This window comes from Nonomuraea coxensis DSM 45129 (assembly GCF_019397265.1).
In the GTDB taxonomy this organism is placed as follows: Bacteria; Actinomycetota; Actinomycetes; order Streptosporangiales; family Streptosporangiaceae; genus Nonomuraea; species Nonomuraea coxensis.
In genome coordinates this window covers 2957154-2981801 of the sequence record NZ_CP068985.1, presented here as the reverse complement: position 1 = coordinate 2981801, position 24648 = coordinate 2957154, and the positions used below count along the sequence as shown (strand labels likewise).

Sequence of the window (24648 nt, the reverse complement as noted above, 5' to 3'; positions counted from 1 at the left end):
AAGAAGACACCTTCCTTCCCATCCCACCGGCCCAGGGCGCCCACAACCGGTCCCGATGCTCTACCCTTAGCCATGCACCAGGCTCAGCATGATCCACTCAGGACCACGCCCCGGCCACACAACTGAATCCAGGGGCGGTAGCTCAGCCGGTCAGAGCATCGGACTCATAATCCGTGGGTCGTGGGTTCAAGTCCCACCCGCCCTACTCACCAACACCGCGTCTGACCTGGGGTTTCTCGGTTCTCGCCACCCTCAAATCTTGCCGTTGATCATGGTCGGTTGCTCCATGGTTGCTCTTGTGTACGGACCGTGTACGGCGGTAGATCATTTAGTCCGCCATCGTCAGCTCAGACCTCGCCGACGACCAACAGAAGACCAAGCAAGAAGGCCCGTACGGCGTCCTCGGTCAGCGACGCCCTCGTGAGCGGTCAAGCCTTAGCCAAACTGCTTCGTTGTGCTCGCCAGGCGTTTCTGACCAGCAGATAAAAGATCCCCTGCTTCATGCGGAAGTCCGCTCGCCCCTTCGCAGCCGAAATTAGATACCGATCGGCTCCACAGTTCGACACCCTCATGGAGGGCAAACAAGCAGGCCCGCCGGGGAATCGGCGGGCCTGCTGGGTTCGGTAGCTCAGGTAGTGGCGTGGTCGATGTGGTTCGGCAGTGTGATCAACCGGGCAGTCTGCGCGCCGCTGGCTGCGGTGTTGATGAGGGCGGCGGCGGATTCGGCGGCGGCGCGGGCCACCTCGGGGTAGACGCTGGTGTAGGTGTCGCGCGTGAAGGTGGATGACACATGCCCCAATGTCTCCTGTACGACCTTCAGATCGACACCTGCGGCCAGCATGATCGAAGCCGCCCCATGCCGCAGGTCATGCAGCCGCACCGGCGGCAACCCCGCCCGGAAGGACAGCAGGTAGAACTGGTCGCTGACCTGCTGCGGATGCAACGCCCGGCCGATCTCGTCGGTGAAGACGAACCCGCTGTCCATCCACGCCTCCCCCGCCGCCAGCCGCTCAGCGGCTTGGCGCTTGCGGTGCGCGCGTAGCGCGGTGACGGTATCGGCGTCCAACGCGATGGTGCGGTCGCTGGCCTCGGTCTTCGGCCTGCCCTGCACCGGCTCCCACCCCAGCTGAGTGATCTGCCAATGCACCCCTGCCGTCCCGGCGGCCAGGTCGACATCCTTCCAGCGCAGCCCGACCGCCTCACCCCGGCGCAGCCCGCGCAACGCGATCAGTCGGTACAGCGCGAACAGCCGATGGGTTGCCGCTTGGGCGAGGAAGGCGAAGGTGTGGGAGGGCGTCCACACCATCACCGGGGACGGACGCGGCACGGACGCGTACACGTTGATCATGGCGGCGCGGCTCAGCCGCGCCCCGCACCGTTGCCGCTGCTCAACATCGAGCCGCTCCTGCAAGTCGCGGTTCCAGGCGGCCACCCGCTCCTCGGTCCACACCAGCGCCTTGGGAGATACGGCGTCGGGGAGTTCGACCACCGCCGCCGGGTTGAAGTCGATCAGCCGGTCCTGCTTGATCGCGATGTTCAGCGCGTGCCGGAGAGTCGCCCGGATGCGGTGCATGGTTGCCGGACCGACCGGCCGCCGATACCGCACCGTCGCCCGCTGCTCCGGATCGGCGCTGGCGCGGGCGGCGGTGATGACGTCGTTGAACTCCTCGATCGCATCGAACATCCCCGCCACATCCGACACCCGCAACCGGTCCAACCGGATGTCGCCGAGGTAGGGGGTGAAGTACAGGCGGATGTGCGCCTCGTACGAGCGACGGGTGGTGGCATCGATCTTCCGCTTACGCCGCAGAAACTCCTGCATCCATTCAGCGACGGTGACGGTGGGGTTGAGGTCCTGCCGTGTGCGGACCTTGCGCCGCACCTCCTCCACAGGCGGCAGCGTCTTGGTGTCCTTGAGCACCGACAGCATCAGCTCGGTGATCTTCCGCTGCACGTGTGGGTCCTCATCCAGCGCCAGCAGTGCACGGGCGTGCTCCAGTTCAGCCTCGGCCTCCTCCAGTGTGGCGAAGCCGCGCCGTCGCAGGGGGTTGCGCCGCCGCCCATCGGCGTGCGCGGGCAACTCGAGCTGGTAGGCCCAGCGGCCGTGGGTGCTGCTCCACCTCTCCCCTGCGCCGCCGGGGCGGCGCAGCTTGGCGCAGGCCTTGCCCAGTCTCTTGCCGGTCGCCTCGTCGCGGCAGGAACATGTCTTGAAGGTGGTTCCGTTCATCTGCGTCGTCTTGCCCTTCATGTCCTGATCGGCTGCTGACCGCGTCGTCGCTGCTCGACGACGCCTTTCCTTTGCACCCCTACGACCGGCTGGACACGCCATCGCCCCTGGGCGATGGGTCCCTGCACGACCCGACCGGCGGGTTGCCCGCAGCGTCGCGCGGGACGCGGTCATGCCGTCAGGCACCCCACGCATGGGCAGCGGCGTCCAGGGCCCGGATTGCAGCCGTCCCATGGCACGCACACGGCCGGGGCGGCCGTTGTGGAACGCCCACGGCGGCCGCTGGTCGGGGGCGGTGGTATCGACGCCCACCTTCACCGCCCGCGTCAAGCGATATCCCCTGGTCACGTTCCCCGGGACACACATGATCCGGCCGGGCAAGCCGCCGGCGTGGCGTCCCGGGCAGCGGCTGGCCGCAGATTGTCCCGCTTGCACGCATAACCGCCTTCTGGCCGTAATGGCGGGAGAAGGCAGAAAAGCTCGACTGAACGAAAAGAATGTCCTGTCAGCATCATCGTCCCGATCCAGCGGGCGAGCATTGCCCGGTCACTATCCAAATACCGGCTCGAAGAGCCGAATTAGGACAGCGCGGTAGGCCAGACCTTGGTCAAATCGAAGTAAGCACCCGCTCCGATCGCCTCGAGCACCACACGCCACACGCGATCTCAGCGCCCCGGCCAGGAACAGCACATCATGCCCACGGCAGCACCAACATCAGGAAACGCCTGGCCATGGGGCGACGAGTCGGCAGGCGAACTCGGCGTATGCGTGTCGAATATTGGGCCTCATTCGCTCTGCGAGTACTCATGCGGGTCAGCCGCCGCCAAGAGCGCCCGTTCGACCTCGTCGAGAGCGAGCCGCACCGCCCCAGGGCGACCGACCGGCTGCCGAGGGTGGAGGCCTCCACCCGGATGGGGAACAGGCACAGTTCGGCCAGCTCCTCGCGCAGTGGTGGCTTGGCGAGCAGTTTCGCGCGACTCTGGGGCTCCTCCCGCTCTCCGATGACCTGGGAAACAGGTTCGGCGGCTTCCTCGCCGGTCTGCTGATCTCCACGATCACCGTGCTCGCCGGAGCCTCCGGTGCCGACACGGCGGTCCTTTCCGTCGTGGCATCGCGCCCGGGAACCCTCCACTCAGCGGGCGGGAGGGGCCGGAACCCTGGTGATGGGACCGACCAGGAGATCCTTCGCGGATCGTACGAACTCGGTGACGAGTGGGTTGGTGTCCGCGGCCCGGGTGGCCACGACGATCTGGCAAGGCTCGATCCCGTCGAGCGCAACGGTGACCAGGCCGGGGCGCAGGGTGTAGCGCCGGTCGCCGGCCGGGACGACGGCGATGGCGGTGCCGTCGGCGATGGCCTCGAGTTTGTCCTCGTAGGTCTCGGCCAAGGTAGGACCCACCGGGGCGGGTTCGCTGCCCGATCGGGGTTCGAGCCGCCAGAAGGTGGTCCATTCGACGCCCATCCCGGTACAGCCCACCAGTGGTTCTGCGGCGATGTCGTCGGCCGTGACCACCTCTTTCCCCGCGAGGTGGTGCGAGGCGGGCACGAGCAGGACCCGGGCCTCGGAGTACAGGACCGTCACCTCCAGATCCTCGGCCGGGATCGGCAGCGGCGTACGGGTGACCAGGACATCGACCTGGCGCTCCGGCAGCGCGGAGGCGTCCTGCGAGCCGAGATGACGCGTACGGACGTGGGCGTCGGGACAGCGATGGCGCAGGTCGCGCACGGCGGGTGTGATGACGAGGTCGTCGACGTAGCCGATGGTGATCGTGCGCGCCGGCGCCGCGGCCCGGGCGGTCTGGACCGCCTGCCGGGCGCCGTGCAGCAGTTGCTGTGCCTGGGGCAGGAAAGCCGCGCCCGCAGCGGTGAGGCGGCTGCCCTGGGTGGTGCGCTCCAGCAGGCGCACGCCGAGAGTGTTCTCCAGGCGCTGGATCTGACGGCTCAGGGAGGGCTGGGCGACACGCAGTTCCTCGGCCGCCCGGGCGAAGTTCAGCTGCTCGGCGACGACCGTGAAGTACCGGACCAGCCGCAGGTCCAGATCGGGAAGCATGCCCCGAGACTAGGGACTGTTTCTTAGATCAGGTCCGGAGCCAGATGACCAGGGCGGCCAGGGTGACGGTGCCGAGGAAGATGTAGGCGCGCTTGTCATAGCGTGTGGCCACCGCCCGGAAGTTCTTCAGCCGGTTGATGGCCCGTTCGACGACGTTGCGCGCCTTGTAGCGCTCGGCATCGAAGCCGGTGGGCCGTCCCCCGGCAGAGCCGCGCCGGCGGCGGTTGGCGCGCTGGTCACGGGGTTCGGGGATGGTGTGGCGGATGTTGCGGCGGCGCAGGTAGAGGCGGTTGGCGCGCGAGGAGTACGCCTTGTCCGCGGCCACGCTGTCGGGCCGGGTACGCGGGCGTCCCGGCCCTGGCCGAGGGACCCGCACGGCCCGCAGTACCCGTCGCAACTGTGGGCTGTCGCCGTACTGGCCCGGCGTCAGGATCAGGGACAGCGCCCGGCATCGGCCGTCCGCCGACAGGTGGATCTTGGTGGTGAACCCGCCACGGGAACGGCCTAGGCATTCCCCAATCTGACCACCTCCGCCAGCCGGGCGGCCAGGGTGGCCAACGCCGGATCGCCCCGGTTTGCCCCAGCGGCGTCCCCCTTTTGCCGGCCGGGCGGTGTGGGGCCGGGCGGCGGGGTTCGGGGCGCGCCGGCGGCGTGCTGGTGAGCCCGGACAGTGGTGGAGTCCACCGAGATGTCCCAGTCCACCTGGCTCTGGGCGTCCTGCTCAGTCTGGATCGCGGTCAGCAGGCGCTGCCAGGTGCCGTCGGCCGACCAGCGTCGGTGCCGCTTGTAGACGGTGATCCACGGGCCGAATCGTTCGGGCAGGTCGCGCCAGGGCAGGCCAGTGCGAGCCCGGTACAACACGCCGTTGATCGTCTTTCGGTGGTCGTTCCACCGGCCGCCCTGTCGACCGCCTTCGGGCAGAAGCGGCTCCAGCCGCTCCCACTCCGCGTTGGTTAAGTCACCTCGCCCCATACGCCTATCGTGACGATCCAGGAACACTCAGTCAGCAGATCTGAGAAACAGCTCCTAGTCCTCCGTTATGCACTTCTTGCATCACGGGGTGCAAGGCAGGTCTTGGACGCCTGTGCCGGTCCGGTGGTGTCATTCCTGGCATGACCATTGTCTTTGTCCACGGCGTCCCGGTGACCTCCGCAGTCTGGACGCCCCTGATCAGCGAGCTGCCCAAGTCCCAGCAGCAGGAGGTGGTCCGGCTCTCACCTCCGGGCTTCGGCGCCGCGCTTCCCGCACGCTTCGGCGCCACGTTCCTGGACTACCGGGATTGGCTCATCGACGAGCTGTCACGGCTCAGGACCCCGGTGGACCTGGTCGGCCACGACTTCGGCGGCGGTTACGTGCTGGAGGTCGCGATGGCCCGTCCCGACCTGGTGCGCAGCTGGACCAGCGACACCATCGGCGGGTACGAACCGGACTTCACGTGGCATGAGATCGCCAAGATCTGGCAGACGCCGGGGGATGGGGAACGCCACGTCGAGGAGACCTTCTCGGGAGACGCCGCGGACCGCACGGCGCGCATGATCTCGTGGGGCATCCCGGAGCCGGCGGCCGGCGAGGTGGCGCTCGGGCAGGGCCCGGAGATGGGCAGGGCCATTCTGTCGCTGTACCGCTCCGTGCCCGAGAACATGCTGGCCGAACGCGGGCGCATGCTGGCGGCGGCCGCGGCCCGGCCCGGTCTGGTTCCCGTGGCCGCCGACGACCTCACTGCCGGCAGCGTCGCCCTCCGCCACCGCGCCGCCCAGCGCGCCGGCGCCCGTGCCGTCGACCTCGACGGGCTCGGTCACTGGTGGATGCTTCAGGACCCGGCCCGGTCCGCCCGCATGTTGTCGGACTTCTGGGACGGCCTGTGAAGCGGCGCATCCGGAAGTCATCGATCTTGAACACCGCGCGACACGATCACGGAAAGACCGCCGTCACCTCATGACCATGCACATCCCCGATCAGACCGGCCGGACCGCCATCATCACCGGCGGCAGCAGCGGCATCGGCAAGGCCGCCGCCGCCGCACTGGCGGCGAAGGGCGCACGGGTCATCCTCGCCGTGCGCGACCAGACCCGCGGCCGCGCGGCCGCCGCCGAGATGGGCGGCCTCACCGAGTCACGCCCGCTCGACCTCGGGTCGCTGGCCTCCGTACGTGAGTTCGCCCGCACGGTGAACGGCCCCGTCGACTATCTGATCAACAACGCCGGCACCATGACCGACACCCTGCGGCACACCACCGACGGCTTCGAGAGCCAGCTCGGCGTCAACCATCTCGGGCACTTCGCCTTGACGAATCTGCTCCTGACCCAGATCACCAGGCGGGTGATCACCGTGTCCTCCACCAATTACCGCAGCGCCCACATCGACTTCGAGGACCTGCAATGGCAACGACGGCCCTACCGGCCGTTCGGCGCCTACGGACAGACCAAGCTGGCCAACCTGCTGTTCACCCGGGAACTGCAACGCCGCCTGAACAGGGCCGGCTCACCGATCCTGGCCACGGCAGCCCATCCCGGCTGGGCGGCCACCGGATTCACCATGACCACCGGCCGGCGGCTCCTTGACCACGCCCTCGCACTGGGCACGCGGCTACTGGCCCAAAGCCCCGAAGGCGGGGCCCGGCCGACCCTGCTGGCCACCATCGGCGACGTCCCCGGCGCCAGCTTCTCCGGCCCCAGCCGGTTCGGAGTACGCGGCCCCGCCGCCCTCGAAGAACTGTCCGGCGAAGCACTCGACGACGCCGCCGCCCAAAAGCTCTGGGAGGTCTCCGAACACCTCACTCATGTCAAGTTCCCCCTGCCCACCGCCTGAGCAGTAGATCGCGCCCCGGCAGCCCCGCCCACGACCTGCTGCCCGAGGCCGTCGCCCGGTACAGCGAAGTGGCTGACCAAGGTGGCTTCCCCGCCGACGACCCCCGCGGCGCCGGCTTCACAGCCGGCGCTCTCCTTGTCCGTCGGCGTTGCTTGAGGACGTGGCATGCGCAGGCCCCCGAGAGCTTCGCTGCGCATGATCGCAGCATAGGAACTTGCAGAACCCGATGGAAGGCTTTTCAGAAAATTTCTGGAAGAATTCAGGCGTCATTACTCCCCATTATGGGCGAAATGTCTCTTTTTGGATGCATGCACCTGCCATCGAGCGGCCCGCGTCCCTGGCTATGCCGACCCATCGCGCGGCTTGAGATCATATGGCTCTATATTCGATCTCGTCGGCGTCGAAATTTGCTGAAATCTTCCAAGCATCTACCTGGCATCTAGGAGAACCGATGCGCAGATCGTTAGCCGCGCTGCTCAGCCTTGCGCTTGCCGTAGCGCCGACCCCGGCGGTCGCCGCCGCCGCACCACCACCTGCGTCCCAAGCAGGGCCGAACTCCCAACGCATCACGTTGATCACCGGAGACGTCGTCACGGTGGCCGGCGGTCGCGACGGCCTGCGGTTGCTGGCCTTCGAGCCGGGCTCCGGCCGCGAGGGGATCGGCTACCGAGTCACCAAGGGCCGCGACGGCGCCCTGTCGGTCGTCCCGGGTGACGCCCTCGACCTGCTCGCCAACGGGCGGCTGGACCCGCGTCTGTTCGACCTTGACCGCCTGATCGACGATCACTATAGCGACGACAAGAGCAAGGCGTTGGCCGTACTCGTGCAGGGCCCCAAGGGGCGCTCGACCGCCGGAGCCCAGCAGGTGATGAAGGACGCCAGGCTCCGAAAGTCGCTGCCACGGCTCGCGATGAGCTCCTTCGCCGTGGACAAGACGAAGACCACCGCACAGTGAAGGCGCTGGTGGGCGGCGAGCGCTCACCGCGCGCCTTCGTCGGTGAGGTGGGCAAGCTGTGGCTGGACGGCCGGGTCAAGGCCACGCTGACCGAGAGTGTGCCGCAGATCGGCGCTCCGCAGGTCTGGCAGTCGGGTCACACCGGTGAGGGTGTGAAGGTGGCGGTGCTCGACACCGGCTACGACACCGACCATCCGGACCTGGCGGGCAAGGTGATCGACTCGCAGGACTTCACCGGCCAGGGCGTGGAAGACGTGGCCGGACACGGCACGCACGTCGCCGCCACGATCGCCGGGACCGGGGCGACCACGAGTGGAGCGGGCAAGGGTGTGGCGCCAGGGGCCGACCTGGTCGTCGGCAAGGTGCTCGGGAACGACGGCTCCGGCGTCGAATCCGACATCATCGCGGGAATGGAGTGGGCCACGACGACCGCCGGCGCGAAGGTCGTCAACATGAGCCTCGGCGGGCCGGACACCGCGGGCGTCGACCCCATGGAGCAGGCGGTGAACGACCTGTCCGCGCAGACGGGCGCGTTGTTCGTCATCTCCGCGGGCAACGAGGGGCCTCGCTCGCAGACCATCGGCTCTCCTGGCTCGGCGGACGCCGCGGTCACGGTGGGGGCGGTCGACAAGCAGAACGTGCTGGCCGAGTTCTCCAGCAGCGGGCCTCGCGTAGGAGACCTCGCCGTCAAGCCCGACATCACCGCGCCGGGAGTGGACATCGTCGCCGCGAAAGCGGGCGGTGGCCTGCGCTCGGCGTCGGGGACGTCGATGGCGGCGCCGCACGTGGCCGGCGCGGCGGCGCTTTTGGCGGAGCTGCACCCGGATTGGCCGGCTACCCGGCTGAAGGCTGCTCTGACTAGCAGCGCCGTTCCCACTCCTGGGCTGACCGCCTTCCAGCAGGGCACCGGCCGGGTTGATGTGAACGCCGCCGCGACAGCGACAGTGATCGCTGAGGGAGCCCCGGTCTTCGGTCCGGTGTCCTCGACCGTGAACGCACCGGTCACGCGTACCGTCAGCTATCGCAACCTCGGCAGCACACCTGTCACCCTGACCCTGGAGGTGAGTGCGGCCGGGGCTCCGGCCGGCCTGTTCACGGTGAGCGCGACCAGCGTGACCGTTCCCGCCAGCGGGACCGCGGACGTCACCGTGACTGTCGACGGCCACGGCCGGCCGGTCGGCTCCTATTCCGGGCAGCTCACGGCCACCACCGGCAGCGAGGTCATTCGCACGGCCATCGGCGCCTACGTCCAGCCCGAGCAGCACACGCTGAACCTCGTCGTCAAGGACCGCCTGGGCGCACCCGCCAACACCACGGTGTGGGTCTTCTCCCGCCAGTCGGACACCGAGACGCCGGTCGCGATCGCCAACGGCAGTGGCACGATCGACCTGCCGGCAGGCTCCTACTACCTCGGCGCTCTCATCAAGACCGACGACACGTGGACGATGGCGGTCGTGCCCGCGAACATGTCGCAGGACCGGACGATCATCCTCGACTCGCAGCAGGCCAAGAAGGCCACGGTCACGGTGGGCGAGCCGACTGCCCGGCAGATCCTGCGCGAGACGTACGTGAACTTCCACTACGGCGTCGAGGACGGGCTCTACACCGGGTTCAGCATGGCGGATTACGTCCTCCCGGTCAGCGACCAAGGCATCACCTACACCGCCATCGCCTACTTCGACAAGGAAGGTTCCTCGGCGACCAGTCCCAGCCCGTACTTCTACCGCATCGTCGACCAGCGCAGCGGGGTGCCCAGCGAGCCGACCTTCCAGGGAACGCCGGCCAACCTGACGAAGGTCGACGTCACCTACCGCGGCACGGCGTCGTACGCGAGCTTGCTCGTCCAGCCCGAGTTCGACACGGGGCTCAGCTCTCCGGCGGCCCTGATCTACTCGCCGGTCAAGATGCCGTCGGTGGTGACCGAGTACCGGACGCCGGGACGCTGGCGCGGCCTGCTCCGGTTCGACGGAAAGCAGGTCCTCTCCGATCCCCGGGAGTTCGGCTCCGGCCTGGACAACACGGAGACGTGGAACGGCGCGGTTATCGGGCCCGCCCTCCCCGCGAAGAATGGCTATTGGAGTGGTACGGCTTGGCGTGACAACAACGAGATGGTGTTCAACTACATCAAGCTCCACTCCGACTCGGAGGCCGGTCACGGTGGTGAGAACGCCGACACCGAGGGGTCGATGCGCCTGTTCCGCGACGACCAGCAGATCTGGTCCAACTTCGTGAAGCCGCGTACCTGGCTCGTCCCGGTGACCGTCCCGGAGGCCCCCTCGCAGTACAAGCTCACCGCTTCGGCCACCAACAGAAATGGCGCCACGTCCACCCAGATCGATACGGAATGGACCTTCACCTCCGATGCCACGGCGAACGGGCCGCTCCCGCTGATGGTGGTGCGGTATCGGCCGGACGGACTGGACGAGCTGAACCGCGCGGCGGCCGGAACGGTGACCCCCGTGGTCACAAGCGTCCAGCGGGAGCCGGGCCAGGCCGTCACGTCCCTGGCCTCCTGCCTGATCGAGTCCTCCGTCGACGACGGCTCCACCTGGACGACGGTGGCCCAAGGGTCGACGTGCGGAACCCCGCAGATCACTAACCCGGCCGCCCCCGGCTTCGTGTCCTTGCGCGCGACGCTGGCCGATCAGGCGGGCAACACCGCCAAGCAGACGATCATCCGGGCGTACCAGGTGAAGGAGGCGCCGGGGTCGACGCGCATCCGCGTGCAGAAGGACGCGGGGGCGGGCAACAGGATCACGATCCGCGGCAACGTCAGCCCGCTCACCTGGTCTGCCGGTCGTGACTGCGTGAAGGTCTCGACCGCTGTGTGGGACTGCTGGGTGCCGGGCATCCCGGCCGGCCAGGCGTTCGAGTACAAGCCGTTGATCAACGACTCTGTGTGGTCGATCGGGAGCAACTACCACGGTGTGGGAGGAACCACCCAGGAGATCACGCCCACCTTCTGACCGAGACCAGACCGGGCTTCCCGCGGGGCGGGAAGCCCGGTCTTCTCAGCGTCGAGTGTCCCCACGCGTCAGGTTCGGCGGCGTGCCGCGACGGTCTCGTAGCCGATCAGGTCGTCGGGCACCGCGTCGGGGACGATCTCGTCGAATCTCGCCAGCACCCGGACCCGCATGGCGGCCAGCGCGATGACGGCGATCGCGGCGGCGAAGCAGACGTACATGAAGCCGATGCCGCGTCCGGCGCCGACGCCGATGACGGCGCCCACGGTGCCCGCGAGCGGTCCGCCTGGGGCCAGCAGCGGTTCGAACAGCGCCGCGCCGTACGGTGCCACCAGACCGAAGCCGATCGGGAGGGTGGACCAGGCGACCAGGGTGTTGAGCGCGATGACCCGGCCGTGGTACCGCTGCGGCACCTTGACCTGGATGATCGTGGCGTAGACCCCGTTGACGAGCGTGAGGCACAGCGACATGCCGAACGCGCCCACGGCGATCGTCTGCACGTTCCCCTGCAGCCCCGTGACCAGGCAGGCGAGCGACAGGGCGAGGGTGGCGAGCAGCACGCCGCGCAGCCGCCGCCGGCGAGGGCCGCCCCACACGGCCATCGCCAGGCCGCCCGCGAGCGTGCCGAGGCCCCCGGCGAACGACACCTGCGCCACGTCCGGCAGACCCGCGAACGCCAGCACCAGCGGCGAGATCATCAGGAAGAGCGGCGAGAGGAAGACGTTCAGCACCGCGAAGAAGCCGAGCATGCCGCGGAAACCCCGGTTGCCCCAGGAGTAACGCAGCCCGTTCAGCATCTCGGTGACGATCGGTTCCCTGCGCGTAGCGGCCATCGTCCGGGGGAAACGCGTCACGATCACCGCGGCGATCGCCACGACGTAGCTCGCCACGTCGATAGCGAGGATGCCCTCGACGCCGATGGCGGCCATCAGCCCGGCCGCGACGACGGGCACGACAAGCTGCGCCGAGCCCGTCGCCATCTGCACGACGCCGTTGGCGTGACCGAGGAAGCGTTTGGGCACGAGCTGCGGTATCGCCGACGTGTACGCCAGACGCTGGAACGTCAGGGCGACCGACAGGCAGGCCAGCAGCGGGTAGACGTGCCAGGTCGTCAGTCCCCCGGTCCAGAGCAGTGCACCGAAGATGAGCTGGGTGGACATCGCCGCCGCGTCGGCGGCGAGCAGCACCCTGCGCCGGTCGAAGCGGTCCACCACGGCCCCGGCGAGCGGCGCGATCAGGATGCCCGGCACGAGTCCGAGCACCGCGAGCAGCGCGAAGCTCACCAGGGATCCCGTCGCGGTGTAGATCCAGATGGGGATCGCGAACTCGGTCAGCGCGGCGCCGATCATCGACACGAGCTGACCTGCCGCGATGACGCCGAAGCGACGCATGCTCGGCCTCGGCCCCCGCTGCTCGGGCGGCGGGTCGGCCGCCGCGGACGCGCCCTGCAGCCACCAGGTGGAGCTCTCGGTGCGGCCGAGCCGGTCGGGCTCGCCCTCGGCGAGCGCGACGTGCGTCCGGGTGACGATCTCGGCGAGCTCGGCGGCGCGGTAACGCAGGAAGAAGTGGCCCGCCTCGTCCAGCACGGCCACGGCCGTGGTGGCGCTCAGCAGGTGCCATTCGCGGAAACGTTCCTGGTAGAACTCGGTCGCAGGGTCGCGCTCGCCCACGACCGAGACGATGGGGGCGCGTAGTGGCCGTCCGTCCTGTTCGAACAGCCGGGTGAAGTAGCGCTCCGCCTCCCTGGTGCCCTTTCTGCGGTTGTCGATGACCAGTTTGAGCTGGTCGCGTCCCAGCTCGTCCACCTCCAGCCCGGCCGCTCGCAGCGCGTTGGCCCACAGCTGGTCGCTGCGCAGGCGTTCCAGCGCCTCGGTGACCCCTGTCCACCGCGTTCTCGCGAAGGGGAAGATGCCGCCCAGGTAGACGGCGTCCACCTCGCGTCCGGCCGCCTCCAGCCGGCGGGCGATCTCGACCGTCAGCATGACGCCGAGCCCGCAGTGGCCGTACAGGACGAGCGGGCCCGCCACCTTCGCCAGGATCTCCTCGGCGCACGCGGCCGCCACCTCGTCGAGCGGCCTGGACTCCTCCCCCAGCTCGTGGCCGGGGACCGCGATCGAGTACAGGGCCCAGCCAGCGGGCAGCGCGTCGGCCAGCGGCTTGTAGATGACGGCGCTGCCGCCGCCGTACGGGGCGCACACGATGGTCCCGGTCGTCTGCCGGGCGGGGGTGAGCCGGTGCAGCAGTGCGCGTGGGCCGTCCTCGCCGCGTTCCAGGAGCCCGGCCAGCTCGCGGACGGTGGGATGGCGGAACAGGTCCATGATGGTGACCAGCCGATCCGGGGCGACGGCGCGCAACCGTGCGACGACCTGCATCGCGCGCAGGGAGTGCCCGCCGAGGTCGAAGAAGTCGTCGGCCGCGCCGACCTCGTCCACGCCGAGCACGGCCGACCAGACGGCGGCCACCGCCTGCTCCGTCGGCGTGGCGGGCGGTTCCCACTCGGTCTCGCGGTCGAGGCCGGGCTCGGGCAGCGCGTCCCGGTCGACCTTGCCGTGCGCCTTCAGCGGCAGGGTGTCCAGCCAGACGTACCGGCTGGGGATCATGTAGTCGGGCAGCAGCGCCCGCAGGGCCTCGCGGAGGTCCGCCGCGCCGGGCCGGGGACCGGCCTCCGGCCCGGCCAGGTAGGCGACGAGCCGGTCCGACCGGAGTTCCGCCACCGCCTGGGAGACGCCCGGCAGCGTGGTGAGCACCGACTCGATCTCGCCGAGCTCGACCCGGTAGCCGCGGATCTTCACCTGGTGGTCGGTCCTGCCGAGGAACTGCAGGTTTCCGTCGGGCAGCCAGCGGCCGAGGTCGCCGGTGCGGTACAGCCGCGCCCCCGGCGGGCCGTACGGGTCGGGGACGAACCGCTCGGCGGTCAGGCCGGGCCTGCCGAGGTATCCGCGGGCCAGCCGGTCGCCGCCCAGGTGGATCTCGCCGGGGACGCCCACGCCGACGGGACGCAGGTGCTCGTCCAGGACGCGTACGACGGCCCCGGGCAGCGGCCTGCCGATCGGCAGGGTCGCGCCGCCATGGGCGCTGGCCGGGTCGACGGCATAGGTCGTCATGCCCACGGTGGCCTCGGTGGGACCGTAGTGGTTGACGACCGCGCACCGTCCGGCCGCCACCACCTCGTCCGCGAGCGCCTGACCGGCCGCCTCTCCCCCGAGGATCAGCAGCCGCTTGGGCAGCAGCTCCGCGGCGGGGGCGTCGGCCAGCAGCGCCGCCAAGTGCGACGGGGTGATCTTCATGTAGTCCGGGCCGATGCCGGCGAGCCTCCTGGCCAGTTCGGGGGCCGAGGTGCGGGCGGGCACCAGGTGCAACGTCCCGCCCGTCGCCAGCGACAGGTAGAACACCGTCACGCCGAAGTCGAAGGCCAGCGACTGGAGCAGCACGAACACGCCCCCGGGCACGACGCCCAGCCGCTCGCGGACGCCGAGGAGGTAGGTGACGGCCTCGCGGTGCTGGACCGCGACCCCCTTGGGGGTGCCGGTGGTCCCGGAGGTGTAGATCACGTACGCGAGGTCGCCGGGGCGCACGTCCGCGTCCACCGGGCCGTCCTCCTCGCCGTCGGTGTCGTCCAGGGTGAACGTGGGCAGGCCGGGAGGCAACCGGTCCCGGGTCCCCTCGGTGACGACGGCGGCCAGGGCGCCCGAGTCGGACACGGCGTGGGAGAGACGGGCGGCCGGGTGCTCGGGATCGAGCGGCACGTACGCGCCGCCCGCCTTGAGCACGCCGAGGACGGCGACCGCCACGTCGGCCGACTGCTCCATGCACACCGCCACCCGCGTGTCCCTGCCGACGCCGCGCCGTCGCAGGAACCGGGCCAGCCGGTTGGCCCTGCGGTCCAGCTCGGCGTACGTGAGGGTGGCGTCTCCGCAGGCCACCGCCGTGGCGGACGGGTGGCCGCCGGTCAGCTCGTGGAGCAGCCGCCGCTCGGGCCGTGGGAGGGAGGGCGCGGTGCCGAACGCCAGCACCTCCGCCCGTTCGGCGGCGTCGAGCAGGTTCAGCTCGGAGATCCGGGTGGACGGCTCGGCGGCGACGGCACCGAGCAGGGTCACGAACCGGGCGGCCAGGCGCTCCATCGTCTCGGGCAGGAAGAGCGCCGTGTTGTAGACGATGTGGCCGTCCAGCCCGTCGCCGGTCTGCCGCAGGTAGAGGGTGAGGTCGAAGCGTGTGGTGGCGGCGTCCACGCGATACTCGGCCATGCGCAGCCCGGTCTCCCACCGGGCGGGGGCCTGGAAGTTCTGCAGGGCGAACATGACCTGGAACACCGGCGAGCGGCTGACGTCACGCTTCAGGTTCAGTTCGCCGACGAGCCGGTCGAAGGGCAACCCCTGGTGGGCGAAGTCGTCGAGCGTGGCGTCGCGCACCCGGTCGAGCAACTCGGTGAAGGGCGGGTCGCCGCTGAGGTCCGCCCGCATGGCCAGCGTGTTCACGAAGACGCCCACGGTGCGTTCCAGCTCCGGCGTCTCCCGGCCGCTGACGGGCGAGCCGACCGCGAAGTCCCGCTGGCCGGAGTGGCGGAACAGCAGCACCTGGAAGGCGGCCAGCAGGGTCATGTACAGGGACGCCCCTCGGCCGCGTGCCAGGTCGGCGACGCGTCCGGCTGTCTCCTGCCCGACCTTGAAGCGCAGCCCGGCGCCGGCGAACGTCTGCTCGGCCGGCCTGGGCCAGTCGCTGGGCAGGTCGAGTGCCGGCACGCCGGACAGCCGCCGCGTCCAGTACGCCGGCTCCTGCTGCCTTTCTTCCTGGGCCCGCTGCCAGAGGGCGTAGTCGCCGTACTGCACCGGGGGCTCCTCCAGCGGGGACGGCTCACCGGCCCGGAAGGCGTCGTGCAGGGTGAGCGCCTCGCTGAGCACCAGGTCGTACGACCAGCCATCGATGACCGCGTGGTGGGCGGTCAGCAGCAGCACGTGCTCCTCCGGGCCGAGCCGGACAAGAAGGGCGCGCAGGAGCGGCCCCGACGTCAGGTCGAACGGCCGGGCGAGCTGGGCGGCGCACAACTCCGCCGCGCCGGCCTCGTCGGACTCGGCGACGGTGAACTCCACCGCGGGCTCGTCCTCGATCACGACCGCGGGCCGCCCCTCGCCGTCGGTGACGAAGCGCGTGCGCAGGCTCTCGTGCCGGGCGGCGACCTCCCGCAGTGCGCGGGCCAGCGCCTCGGCGTCGAGGTCGCCGGAGAGCCTGGTGCCGAGCGGCACGGTGTAGGCGGCGGTCCCCGGCGCGTACTGCTCCATGAACCACAGGCGTTCCTGGGCGTGCGACAGCGGCGGCGTCCGGCCCTCAGGCCGCCTCGGAACGGACGAGGCGGCGGCGCGACGGCGCAGCAGCCCGGACAGCACCGCCTGCTTGGCCGGGGACAGCCCGTCGTCGAGTGTGGTCATCGGGCGCTCAGCGGACGCATGTCCGTCCAGACCTCGTCGATGTGGGCCAGGCAGTCCTCCCTGCCGCCGGTGAAACCGGTCCACCGCCAGCCCTCGGGGACCGTCCGGTCGCCGGGCCAGAGGGAGTACTGCTCCTCGTCGTTGATCACTACGTGGTACGTCGTCACTGTTCCTCGTCTTTCTGGTCGAGCAGGCGCAGCGCCTCCTCGTCGGACAGCCCGGCGAGCGAGTCGAGGAGCAGTGCCTCGACCGCGCCGGCGAACTCCGCCACCGTGCGCCGGGTGAACAGCGTCCGGATCGGCACCTCGACGCCGATCACCGCCCTGAGCCTGGCCGCGATGCGGACGGCGAGCAGCGAGTGCCCGCCGAGGTGGAAGAAGTCGTCGTACGCGCCGACGGCGGCGACGCCGAGCAGGTCCGCCCAGACCTCGGCGACCAGCGCCTCGGCGTCGGTGCGCGGCGCGACGAAGGAACGTTCCCTGGCGGGCTCGGGATCTGGCAGCGCCGCGCGGTCGACCTTGCCGTTCCCGGTGAGCGGAAGCCGGTCCAGGAGCGTCCAGGCGCCCGGCACCAGGTGCGCGGGGAGCCGTTCTTCCGCGTGGCGGCGCAGTTCCTCCGCCGTCGCCCGGCCCACCACGTACGCGACCAGCAGGTCACCGCGGGCGGCGACGGCCGCCTGGCCCACGTCCGGGTGCGCGAGCAGGCAGGCCTCGACCTCGCCCGGTTCGATCCGGTAGCCGCGCACCTTGACCTGGGAGTCGAGCCGTCCGAGGAACTCCAGGGTGCCGTCGCGCCGCCACCTGGCCCGGTCGCCGGTGCGATAGAGCCTTCCGCCGCCCGGTGTGAACGGGTCGGGCGTGAACGCCGCCGCCGTCGTCGCGGGCCGTCCCGCGTAGCCGCGCGCCACTCCCGCGCCTCCTACGCACAGCTCGCCGGGGGCGCCCGGCGGCACCGGTTCGCCGCTCTCGCCGAGCAGCCACACCGTGGTCTCGCCCACCGGCCGGCCGATGGCCGGGCGCAGGCCGTCGTCCACCAGGTCGGCGGACGTGGCGATGACCGTCGCCTCGGTCGGGCCGTAGGTGTTGACCAGCCGGACGCCGGGGAAGCGGCGCTTCCACCTCGACACCGCGGCGGCGTCCGCCTGCTCCCCGCCGAGGATGACCAGGCGGAGCGACGGCGGCCAGTCCACCTCGTCCACGACGTCGACCAGGTGGTGCCAGTAGGCCGTGGGCAGGTCGAGCACGGTGACGTCCCTGCCCTCGGGGGAGGCGAGCAGGTCGGGCAGGGCGGCGCCGCCGTCCGGCAGGAGAAGCAGCGTGGCTCCCGAGACCAGCGTCGGGTACACCTCTTCGACGTGGGCGTCGAAGCCGAACGAGGCGAACTGCACGACGACGTCGCCGGGTCCCAGCTCGTACACGGCGGCCATCCAGCGGATGCGGGCCGCCAGCGCGGCGTGCTCGACCACCACGCCCTTGGGGACGCCGGTCGAGCCGGAGGTGTAGATGACGTACGCTGCGTCACGCGGGTGCGGCTCCGGCTGTGCGAGCGCCTGCCCGGACAGGTTCCGCAGGTCATCCGGGGTGAGCACGGCCGCGGCGCCGCTGTCGGCGAGCAGCCGCTCCCGCCTGGGGGCGGGGTCGGCGGGATCGAGCGGCAGGTAGGCGGCGCCGGCCCGGAGCACGCCGAGCAGCGCGACGACGGCGTCCATGCCACGCGGCAGCGCCACTCCGACGACGTGCCCGCGGCCGACGCCGCTCCGGTGAAGGGTGGCGGCCAGCGCGTCGGCCCGCGTCACAAGCTGTCGGTAGGACAGCAGGTCGCCGCCGCACCGCAGGGCGACGGCGTCAGGAGTGTGCTCGGCGCTCCGGGCGACGAGCGCGGGCACCAGCCCTGCGGCGAGGACGGGTGCGGGGCCGGCGGCGACGGGTGCGGGGCCTGTGGCCAGGGCGCGCAGCTCGGCGTCGTCGGCGGGCGTCAGCAGGGGCAGCGAGCTCATCCGGCGGCCGGGGTCGGCGACGATCCCCTGGCAGAGGGTGTGGAACCGCTCGGCCAGCCGCTCCACCGTCGTCGCGTCGAACAGATCGGCGTCGTAGGTGAGGACCAGCGACAGAGCGCCGGGCTCGCGCCACACGTCGAGCGCCAGGTCGAGCTTGGCCTGGGCGTGGCCGTCCTCGAACAACTCCGCCTCCAGGCCGCCGAAGCGGGCGCCGGGCGCGTGCGGACCGGTGTCCTGGCTGTGCAGGATCATCATCGTCTGAAACAGCGGTGTCCGGCCGAGGTCGCGCCCGATGCCGAGCTCGTCGACGAGCAGCTCGTACGGCACCTCCCGGCCGGCCAGGTCCTCCATGACGGTCCGCCGGGCGGCGGCCAGGAGGTCGCGGAACGACGGGTCGCCCCGCAGGTCGGCGCGCAGGGCGACGGTGTGGGTGAGGTTGCCGAACACCGGCTCCAGCTCGACGCGGTCCCGTCCGGCGGTCACTGAGCCCACCACGACGTCGTCCTGGCCGCAGTGCCGCGACAGCAGCACCTGGTACGCGGTCAGCAGGACCATGAACAGGGTGGCGTCGTGCTCCCTTGCCACCCGTTCCAGCCCGGCTGCCGTCTCCTCCGGCAGGTGGGCACGGACGCGGCCCCCACGCCGCATGCCGGCGGACGTCCGGGGGCGGTCGGTGGGCAGGTCGAGCACCGGCGGGTCGGCGAGCCTGCGCCGCCAGTACGCCAACGGCGCCGACAGGTCCCTGCCGCGCTGCCAGGCGGCCACGTCCCCGTGCTGCAGGACGGGCTCGGTGAGCCGGCGGCCCGCGTACAGTCCTGCCAGGTCGTCCATGAGGACGTTGAGCGACCAGCCGTCGCCCAGGATGTGGTGGATCACCCAGCACAGGACGTGGTCGTCGTCGGCGAGCCGGACGAGGGTGAGGCGATACGGCGGCGCGGCGGCCAGGTCGAACGGCGCGTTGACGCGGGCGGCCACCAGCCTGCGGGCCTCGTTCTCGTCACGGGCGGCGAGATCCTCCCACTCGTCCTTGTCGCGGGCGGCGAGGTCCGCCCGTTCGTCCTCGTCGGAGGCGACGAGGTCCTCCCATTCCGGTCCCGCCGAGGGGTGGACGACGGCGATCGGCACGCCGTCCGCCTCGGGGAAGCTGGTGCGCAGCGACTCGTGCCGCGCGCGGGCCCCCGCGACCGCGCGGGCGAGCGCCGCCCGGTCCAGTGGGCCACGCAACCGCCGGACCAAGTACATGTTGGCGGAGCTGTCGTCGGGATTGAGCCGCTGCAGGAACCAGAGCCGCTCCTGGGCCGCCGACAGCGGCGGCGGTGTGCCCGGCGGGCGCGGGACGACCCGTACGTCGCCTCCCGGCCGGGCCGCGGTGCCGTCCCCGGTGTCGAGCTCCGCGGCGAGCGCCGCGACCGTGGGGTGGTCGAACAGAGCCCGTACCGCCACCTCGGTCCCGAGCGCCCGGGTGAGGCGGGCGGCGGCGCGGGAGGCGAGCAGCGAGTGGCCACCGAGGTCGAAGAAGCCGTCGTCCGCGCCCACGGCGTCGAGGCCGAGCACCTCGGCGAAGACCTCCGCCACCAGGCGCTCGGCCGGCGTCGCGGGCGGCCGGTCACCGCGTACGACGTCCGGGTCGGGCAGCGCGGCCCGGTCCACCTTGCCGTTGGGGGTGAGCGGCAGCGCGGGCACCGGCACGAACGACGCGGGCACCATGGGCGCCGGCAGCATCGCGCGGGCGTGCGCGGCCAGCGCTTGCGGAATCGCCTCGCCATGCCCCTCCGGTGCGGAGGACTCGCCGGAGCTGTCCGGCCCGGAGAGGGCGCCTGGCCTGTCCTGCCCGGAGAGCGCGCCGGACCCTTCCGGCGCGAAGGGGGTACCGGAGCTGTCCGGCGCGAAGGGTGTGCTGGAGCTGTCCGGCGGTGGGGGTGCGCTCGTGGGCACGACGTAGGCGACGAGCCGGTCGCCGCGCACCACGACCGCGGCCTGCGCGACCGAGGGGTGCTCCATCAGCCGCGCCTCCACCTCGCCCGGCTCGATGCGGTGGCCGCGCAGCTTCACCTGCTCGTCGGTCCTGCCCAGGCATTCGACCTCGTCACCGCGCCACCTGGCCAGATCGCCCGTGCGGTACATACGGGTGCCCGGCGGCCCGTAGGGGTCGGGGAGGAAGCGCTCGGCCGTGAGCCCCGGCCGGCCGGGGTATCCGCTGGCCAGGCCGTCACCGGCGATGAACAGTTCGCCGGTCGAGCCGTCGGGCACCGGCTCCATCCGGCGGTCCAGCACGTACAGGCGGGTGTTGGCAATGGGACGGCCGACGCGGACGGCGCCGGTGACGCCGGCCGGCACCTCCCAGCAGGACGACCAGATGGTGGTCTCAGTGGGTCCGTACACGTTCCAGAGTCGTGCGACGCGGGGCCGCAGTTCGGTGGCGAGCGGCCCCGGCAGCGCCTCCCCGCCCGTGAGCGCGACGGCGCCGGGCCGGTGGAAACCGGCGTCGAGCAGCATGCGCCACCCTGACGGCGTGGCCTGGAGATGAGTGACGCCGGCGGCCGCGGCCAGGGCCGCGAGCCGGGAGCCGTCGCGGATGTCCTCGTCGGAGGCGATCACGACGGTGCCGCCGGTGATCAGCGGCAGGTACAGTTCCAGGGCCGAGATGTCGAACGACAGCGACGTGGAGGCCAGCCACACGTCGTCCGGGCCGGCTTCGAGCTGGTCGCGGAACGACAGCAGCAGGTTCGCCAGGGCTCCGTGGCTGATGGCGACGCCCTTGGGCCTGCCGGTGGAGCCGGAGGTGTAGATCACGTACGCGAGGTCGGAGGCGACAGCCGGTTCGCCGGGCTCGTCTTCCGGCTCCTCCCCGTACGGCTCGTCGAGGAGCAGCGATGGCAGGTCGCCCGGCAGGCGCGTGCTCAGGCCACGCTGCGTGAGCAGCAGCTGCGCGCCCGAGTCGGCCAGCACGTACGCCAGCCGCTCGGCAGGGTGTCCCGGGTCGAGCGGGAGGTAGGCGGCCCCGGCCCGGACCACCGCGAGGAGCCCGGTGAGCAAGTCGATCGAGCGCGACGCGCAGATCGCGACGAGTGTGCCCCGCGCGGCGCCGGCAGCGCGCAGCCGCCGGGTCAGCGCGCGGCTGCGGGCGTCGAGTTCGGCGTAGGTGACCCGCTCGTCCCCGCAGATCGCCGCGACCGCGCCGGGCTTGCCGCCGAGCAGGTCGGCGAGCGTGACGCCGGGGCAGGACGTCTCGGGACCGCCCGCCCTGGCGAGGATCGCCGCCCGCTCTCCGGGGGCGAGCAGGTCGAGCCGCGCCAGCGGGGTGTCGGGATGGGCGACGACCTGGCCGAGCAGCGCCTCGAACCGGGCCGCCACGCGTTCGACGGTTCCGTGGTCGAACAGCCCGGCGTCGTAGACGAACCTCGCGGTCAGCCCGTCCGCTGACGGGTGGACCTCCAGGGAGAGGTCGGCCTGGGCGTGGGCCGTGTCCACGGTGAACGGTTCGGCCGCGAGACCATGGAGGGCCGGCCGGACGGTGTTCTCGTGGTGCAGGCCGAACTGGGCGCGCAGCAGCGGGTTCCTGCCTCCGTGGCGGCCGGGGGCGAGTTCCTCGGCCACGCGGGAGAACGGCACGTCCCGCCGGGACAACGCTCCCAGCACGGCGGTCCTGGTACGGGTGAGAAGCTCTGCGAAGGACGGGTCACCGGTCAGATCGCCCCGGAGGACGACGGTGTTGATGAGCGGGCCAACGACCTCCTCCAGCTCCGGCCGGTCCCGGGTGGAGACGGCCGAGCCGACGCAGACGTCGTCCTGGCCGGTCTGCCGGGCCAGCAGGAGCTGGTAGGCGGCGAGCAACGCCATGAAAGGGGTGCATCTCCGGCTTCTGGCCAGCTCGGCGACACCGCGGCTGAGCCCGGCGGGCAAGCGCAGCACGACCGTGCCCGCACCGGACGCGGCGGACCCGCCGGACGCACGGGACGCGCCGTCGCGGCGAGGGCGGTCGGTCGGCAGGTCGAGGACCGGGGCCCCCTTCAGCCGTTCGCGCCAGTAGGCGAGCGCGGCCACGTCCACGGCGCGTGCGCGCTCGTCCGCGGCGTGCAGGGCGTGGCCGCGCGGGGGCGGGAGGTCGGCGGGCACTCCGGTGACGAACTCCGTGTAGAGCGACGCCAGCTCCGAGGTGAGCAGTCCGATCGACCAGCCGTCGGCCGCGATGTGATGCACGGCCAGGTGCAGCACGTGGTCGCGCTCCCCGAGCCGGATCAGCGCGGCCCGCAGGACCGGTCCCTCGGCCACGTCGAACGGCGTCCGGGTGCGCTCGGCCACGGCGTCGGCCGCCCGGCGCTCCCGCTCGCCCTCGGGGTGGGAGGTGAGGTCGAGGCGGTCCAGCGGGGGGATCGGTCCCGGCACCGCGACCGGTTCACCGTCGCGGGCCGGGTAGCGCGTACGCAGCGTCTCGTGTCGCGACACCAGCGCGGCCAGGGCCCGTTCCAGCGCGTCCGCGTCGAGTCGGCCGCGAAGCCTTTCGGAGATGAACAGGTTCGAGGAGGAGTCGGCGGGATCGTACCGCTGCAGGAACCACAACCGTTCCTGAACGTAGGAGACGTCAGCCCGCATGGCGCACCGCGAGCGGAGGAAGGACCTGGTCGGGACGGCCAGCGGCGGCGCGGGCCAACCGGAGGAAGGCGTCGGCCAGTGCGGCCGCGGTCTCGGGGTCGTAGCCGTGGTGGTTGTAGACGACGGCGCAGTGCATGGAGCCGTCCCGCTGCTCCTCGACGATGAGCTCGGGGGCGCTCAGGTCCAGCTCGCCGGGGTTGGCCGACCATTCCAGCGCCTCCTGCTCGCGCGGGAACGGGAACGGCTCGGACGCCAGGCCGGGGAAGTGCGGCGCGCCGAAGCTCTCGTAGTGGATGCGCGACGGGAACGGCACGCGCAGCCGGGCGTCCTGGTACGCGTGGAGCTGGTGGGCCACGGCGCCCACGGCGACGTCCCGCACCCGGTCGAGCAGTTCGGCGTAGCCGGGGCGGCCGGAGACGTCGAAGCGCAGGATCAGCGACTGCACCAGGCAGCCGACCAGGGTCTCGTGCTCGGGCAGCGTCCTGCCTGGCACGGGCGACATCACGACGATGTCAGTACGGCCGGTCCACTCGGCCAGCAGCCACGTCCAGCAGGCGGCGACCGCCATGAACGTGGTGGCGCCGCGCTCGCGCGCGATCTCGGCCAGCCGGTCGCGCAGCGCGGGTTCGACCTCGAAGGCGTGCCGCCGCCGGGAGAACCGGCTCGTCTCCCTGCGCCCCGGGAACGGGCTCAGGTCCGTGGGAGCGCCCTCCAGCACGCGGTCCCAGTACGGCTGGTTCACCGGCCACTGCTCGCGGGCGAAGCGGCAGTAGTCGGTGTAGGTGATCGGCAGGGGCCGCAGCGGGTCGGGGTGTCCCGTCGACAGCGCGGAGTAGAGGAGGGCGAGCTCCCTCAGCAGCACGCCGAAGGAGAACCCGTCGAACGCGAAGTGGTGCACGGCCAAGACGAGGACGTGGTCGTCCGCGTCGTCGTCCTGGCCGATGTGGACGACGAGGGCTCGCACCAGCGGGCCGGCGATGACGTCGTCGAGGCGCATGCGCTCGTGCCACACGATGCGGCCGGCCTCGGCCTCGTCCGCCGCCCGTTCCTCGGCGACCTGCGGCGGACGATCGGCGACGATCTCCACCGTCCCGTCGGGCCGGACCACGGTGCGCAGCGCCTCGTGGCGGGCCACGAGCGCGTTCAGCGCACGGGTGAGCAGCGGCACGTCCAGCTCGTCCCTGATCCTGATCGCGGTGCAGCAGGAGCCGATGTCGCGCACGTCCTGGGAGCCGTGAAGCCGGGGCTCGAACATCCAGTACAGGAAGTCCTCCTGCTGGGTGCTGAGCGGGACGGCCGACGGCGGGGCCTGCGGCAGCGGGGTGAGAGGTGCGTCGCCGGCCCGCGCGCCGTCGATCCAGCGGGCCTGCCCGGCGAGTTCGGGCCGGTCGAAGGCGAGCGCGGCGGTGGCGGCCACGCCGAACCGCTCGCCGACCAGCGCGGCGAGCCTGGTGGCGCGGAAGGAGTCGCCGCCCAGGGCGAAGAAGTTGTCCTCAGGGGAGACGCGCGAAAGGCGCAACACCTCGCGCCAGATCCCCCCGAGCGCGTCGAGCGTCGGCGACGCGACCGGTGCGGTCATCGCTTCCCCCAGTCGAGCGCCGTCGCCGGTACGGTCTTCGCTTCCCCAACCGAG

Annotated in this window: 10 protein-coding genes, 1 tRNA gene and 1 pseudogene; 5 read left to right on the top strand and 7 right to left on the bottom strand. The window is 71.5% G+C overall.

Features of this window, described 5'->3' with window-relative positions:
* Positions 1-131: 131 nt before the first annotated feature.
* Positions 132-205 (top strand) — tRNA-Ile (locus Nocox_RS13780).
* A 423-nt stretch (positions 206-628) separates the two neighbouring features.
* On the opposite strand, the gene Nocox_RS13775 is transcribed toward Nocox_RS13780, so the two are convergent.
* The 3 genes and pseudogenes from Nocox_RS13775 to Nocox_RS13765 all read right to left on the bottom strand — a co-directional run bounded on the left by Nocox_RS13775 (position 629) and on the right by Nocox_RS13765 (position 5249).
* Complete coding sequence (locus Nocox_RS13775) at positions 629-2248, bottom strand: tyrosine-type recombinase/integrase (RefSeq protein WP_020544404.1); 1620 nt, start codon at positions 2246-2248, stop codon at positions 629-631.
* Between the two features lie 1111 nt (positions 2249-3359).
* Entirely contained in the window at positions 3360-4277 is a 918-nt protein-coding gene (locus Nocox_RS13770; protein ID WP_020544405.1) for a LysR family transcriptional regulator, read from the bottom strand.
* Positions 4278-4305: 28 nt separating this feature from the next.
* Positions 4306-5249: pseudogene (locus Nocox_RS13765) on the bottom strand (IS5 family transposase).
* 140 nt (positions 5250-5389) lie between these two features.
* Between Nocox_RS13765 and Nocox_RS13760 the strand changes: the two are divergent.
* The 4 genes from Nocox_RS13760 to Nocox_RS13745 all read left to right on the top strand — a co-directional run bounded on the left by Nocox_RS13760 (position 5390) and on the right by Nocox_RS13745 (position 11006).
* Entirely contained in the window at positions 5390-6142 is a 753-nt protein-coding gene (locus Nocox_RS13760; protein WP_026214583.1) for an alpha/beta hydrolase, read from the top strand.
* Positions 6143-6218: 76 nt separating this feature from the next.
* A complete protein-coding gene (locus tag Nocox_RS13755; protein ID WP_211212713.1) occupies positions 6219-7085 on the top strand; it encodes an oxidoreductase in 867 nt (288 codons plus the stop codon).
* A gap of 451 nt (positions 7086-7536) precedes the next feature.
* Positions 7537-8040 (top strand): hypothetical protein, encoded by a 504-nt coding sequence (locus Nocox_RS13750; RefSeq protein ID WP_157383169.1) that lies wholly within the window; start codon positions 7537-7539, stop codon positions 8038-8040.
* The gene (locus tag Nocox_RS13745; RefSeq protein WP_020544411.1) at positions 8037-11006 is read left to right on the top strand and encodes a S8 family serine peptidase; all 2970 of its coding nucleotides are present in this window, start codon (positions 8037-8039) and stop codon (positions 11004-11006) included. Before Nocox_RS13750 ends, Nocox_RS13745 begins: the two co-directional genes overlap by 4 nt.
* Positions 11007-11074: 68 nt before the next feature.
* Here the strand turns inward: Nocox_RS13745 and Nocox_RS13740 are convergent, their stop codons facing one another.
* Genes Nocox_RS13740 through Nocox_RS13725 form a run of 4 tightly spaced genes read right to left on the bottom strand, consistent with a single transcriptional unit; the run spans position 11075 to position 24594 of the window.
* Positions 11075-16426, bottom strand: a complete 5352-nt coding sequence (locus tag Nocox_RS13740; protein ID WP_020544412.1) for a non-ribosomal peptide synthetase/MFS transporter — start codon at positions 16424-16426, stop codon at positions 11075-11077.
* Positions 16423-16593 (bottom strand): MbtH family protein, encoded by a 171-nt coding sequence (locus Nocox_RS13735; protein WP_020544413.1) that lies wholly within the window; start codon positions 16591-16593, stop codon positions 16423-16425. The genes Nocox_RS13740 and Nocox_RS13735 overlap by 4 nt, the downstream gene beginning before the upstream one ends.
* Complete coding sequence (locus tag Nocox_RS13730) at positions 16590-23015, bottom strand: non-ribosomal peptide synthetase (protein ID WP_026214584.1); 6426 nt, start codon at positions 23013-23015, stop codon at positions 16590-16592. Before Nocox_RS13730 ends, Nocox_RS13735 begins: the two co-directional genes overlap by 4 nt.
* Entirely contained in the window at positions 23005-24594 is a 1590-nt protein-coding gene (locus Nocox_RS13725) for a condensation domain-containing protein (protein WP_020544414.1), read from the bottom strand. Before Nocox_RS13725 ends, Nocox_RS13730 begins: the two co-directional genes overlap by 11 nt.
* Positions 24595-24648: the final 54 nt, after the last annotated feature.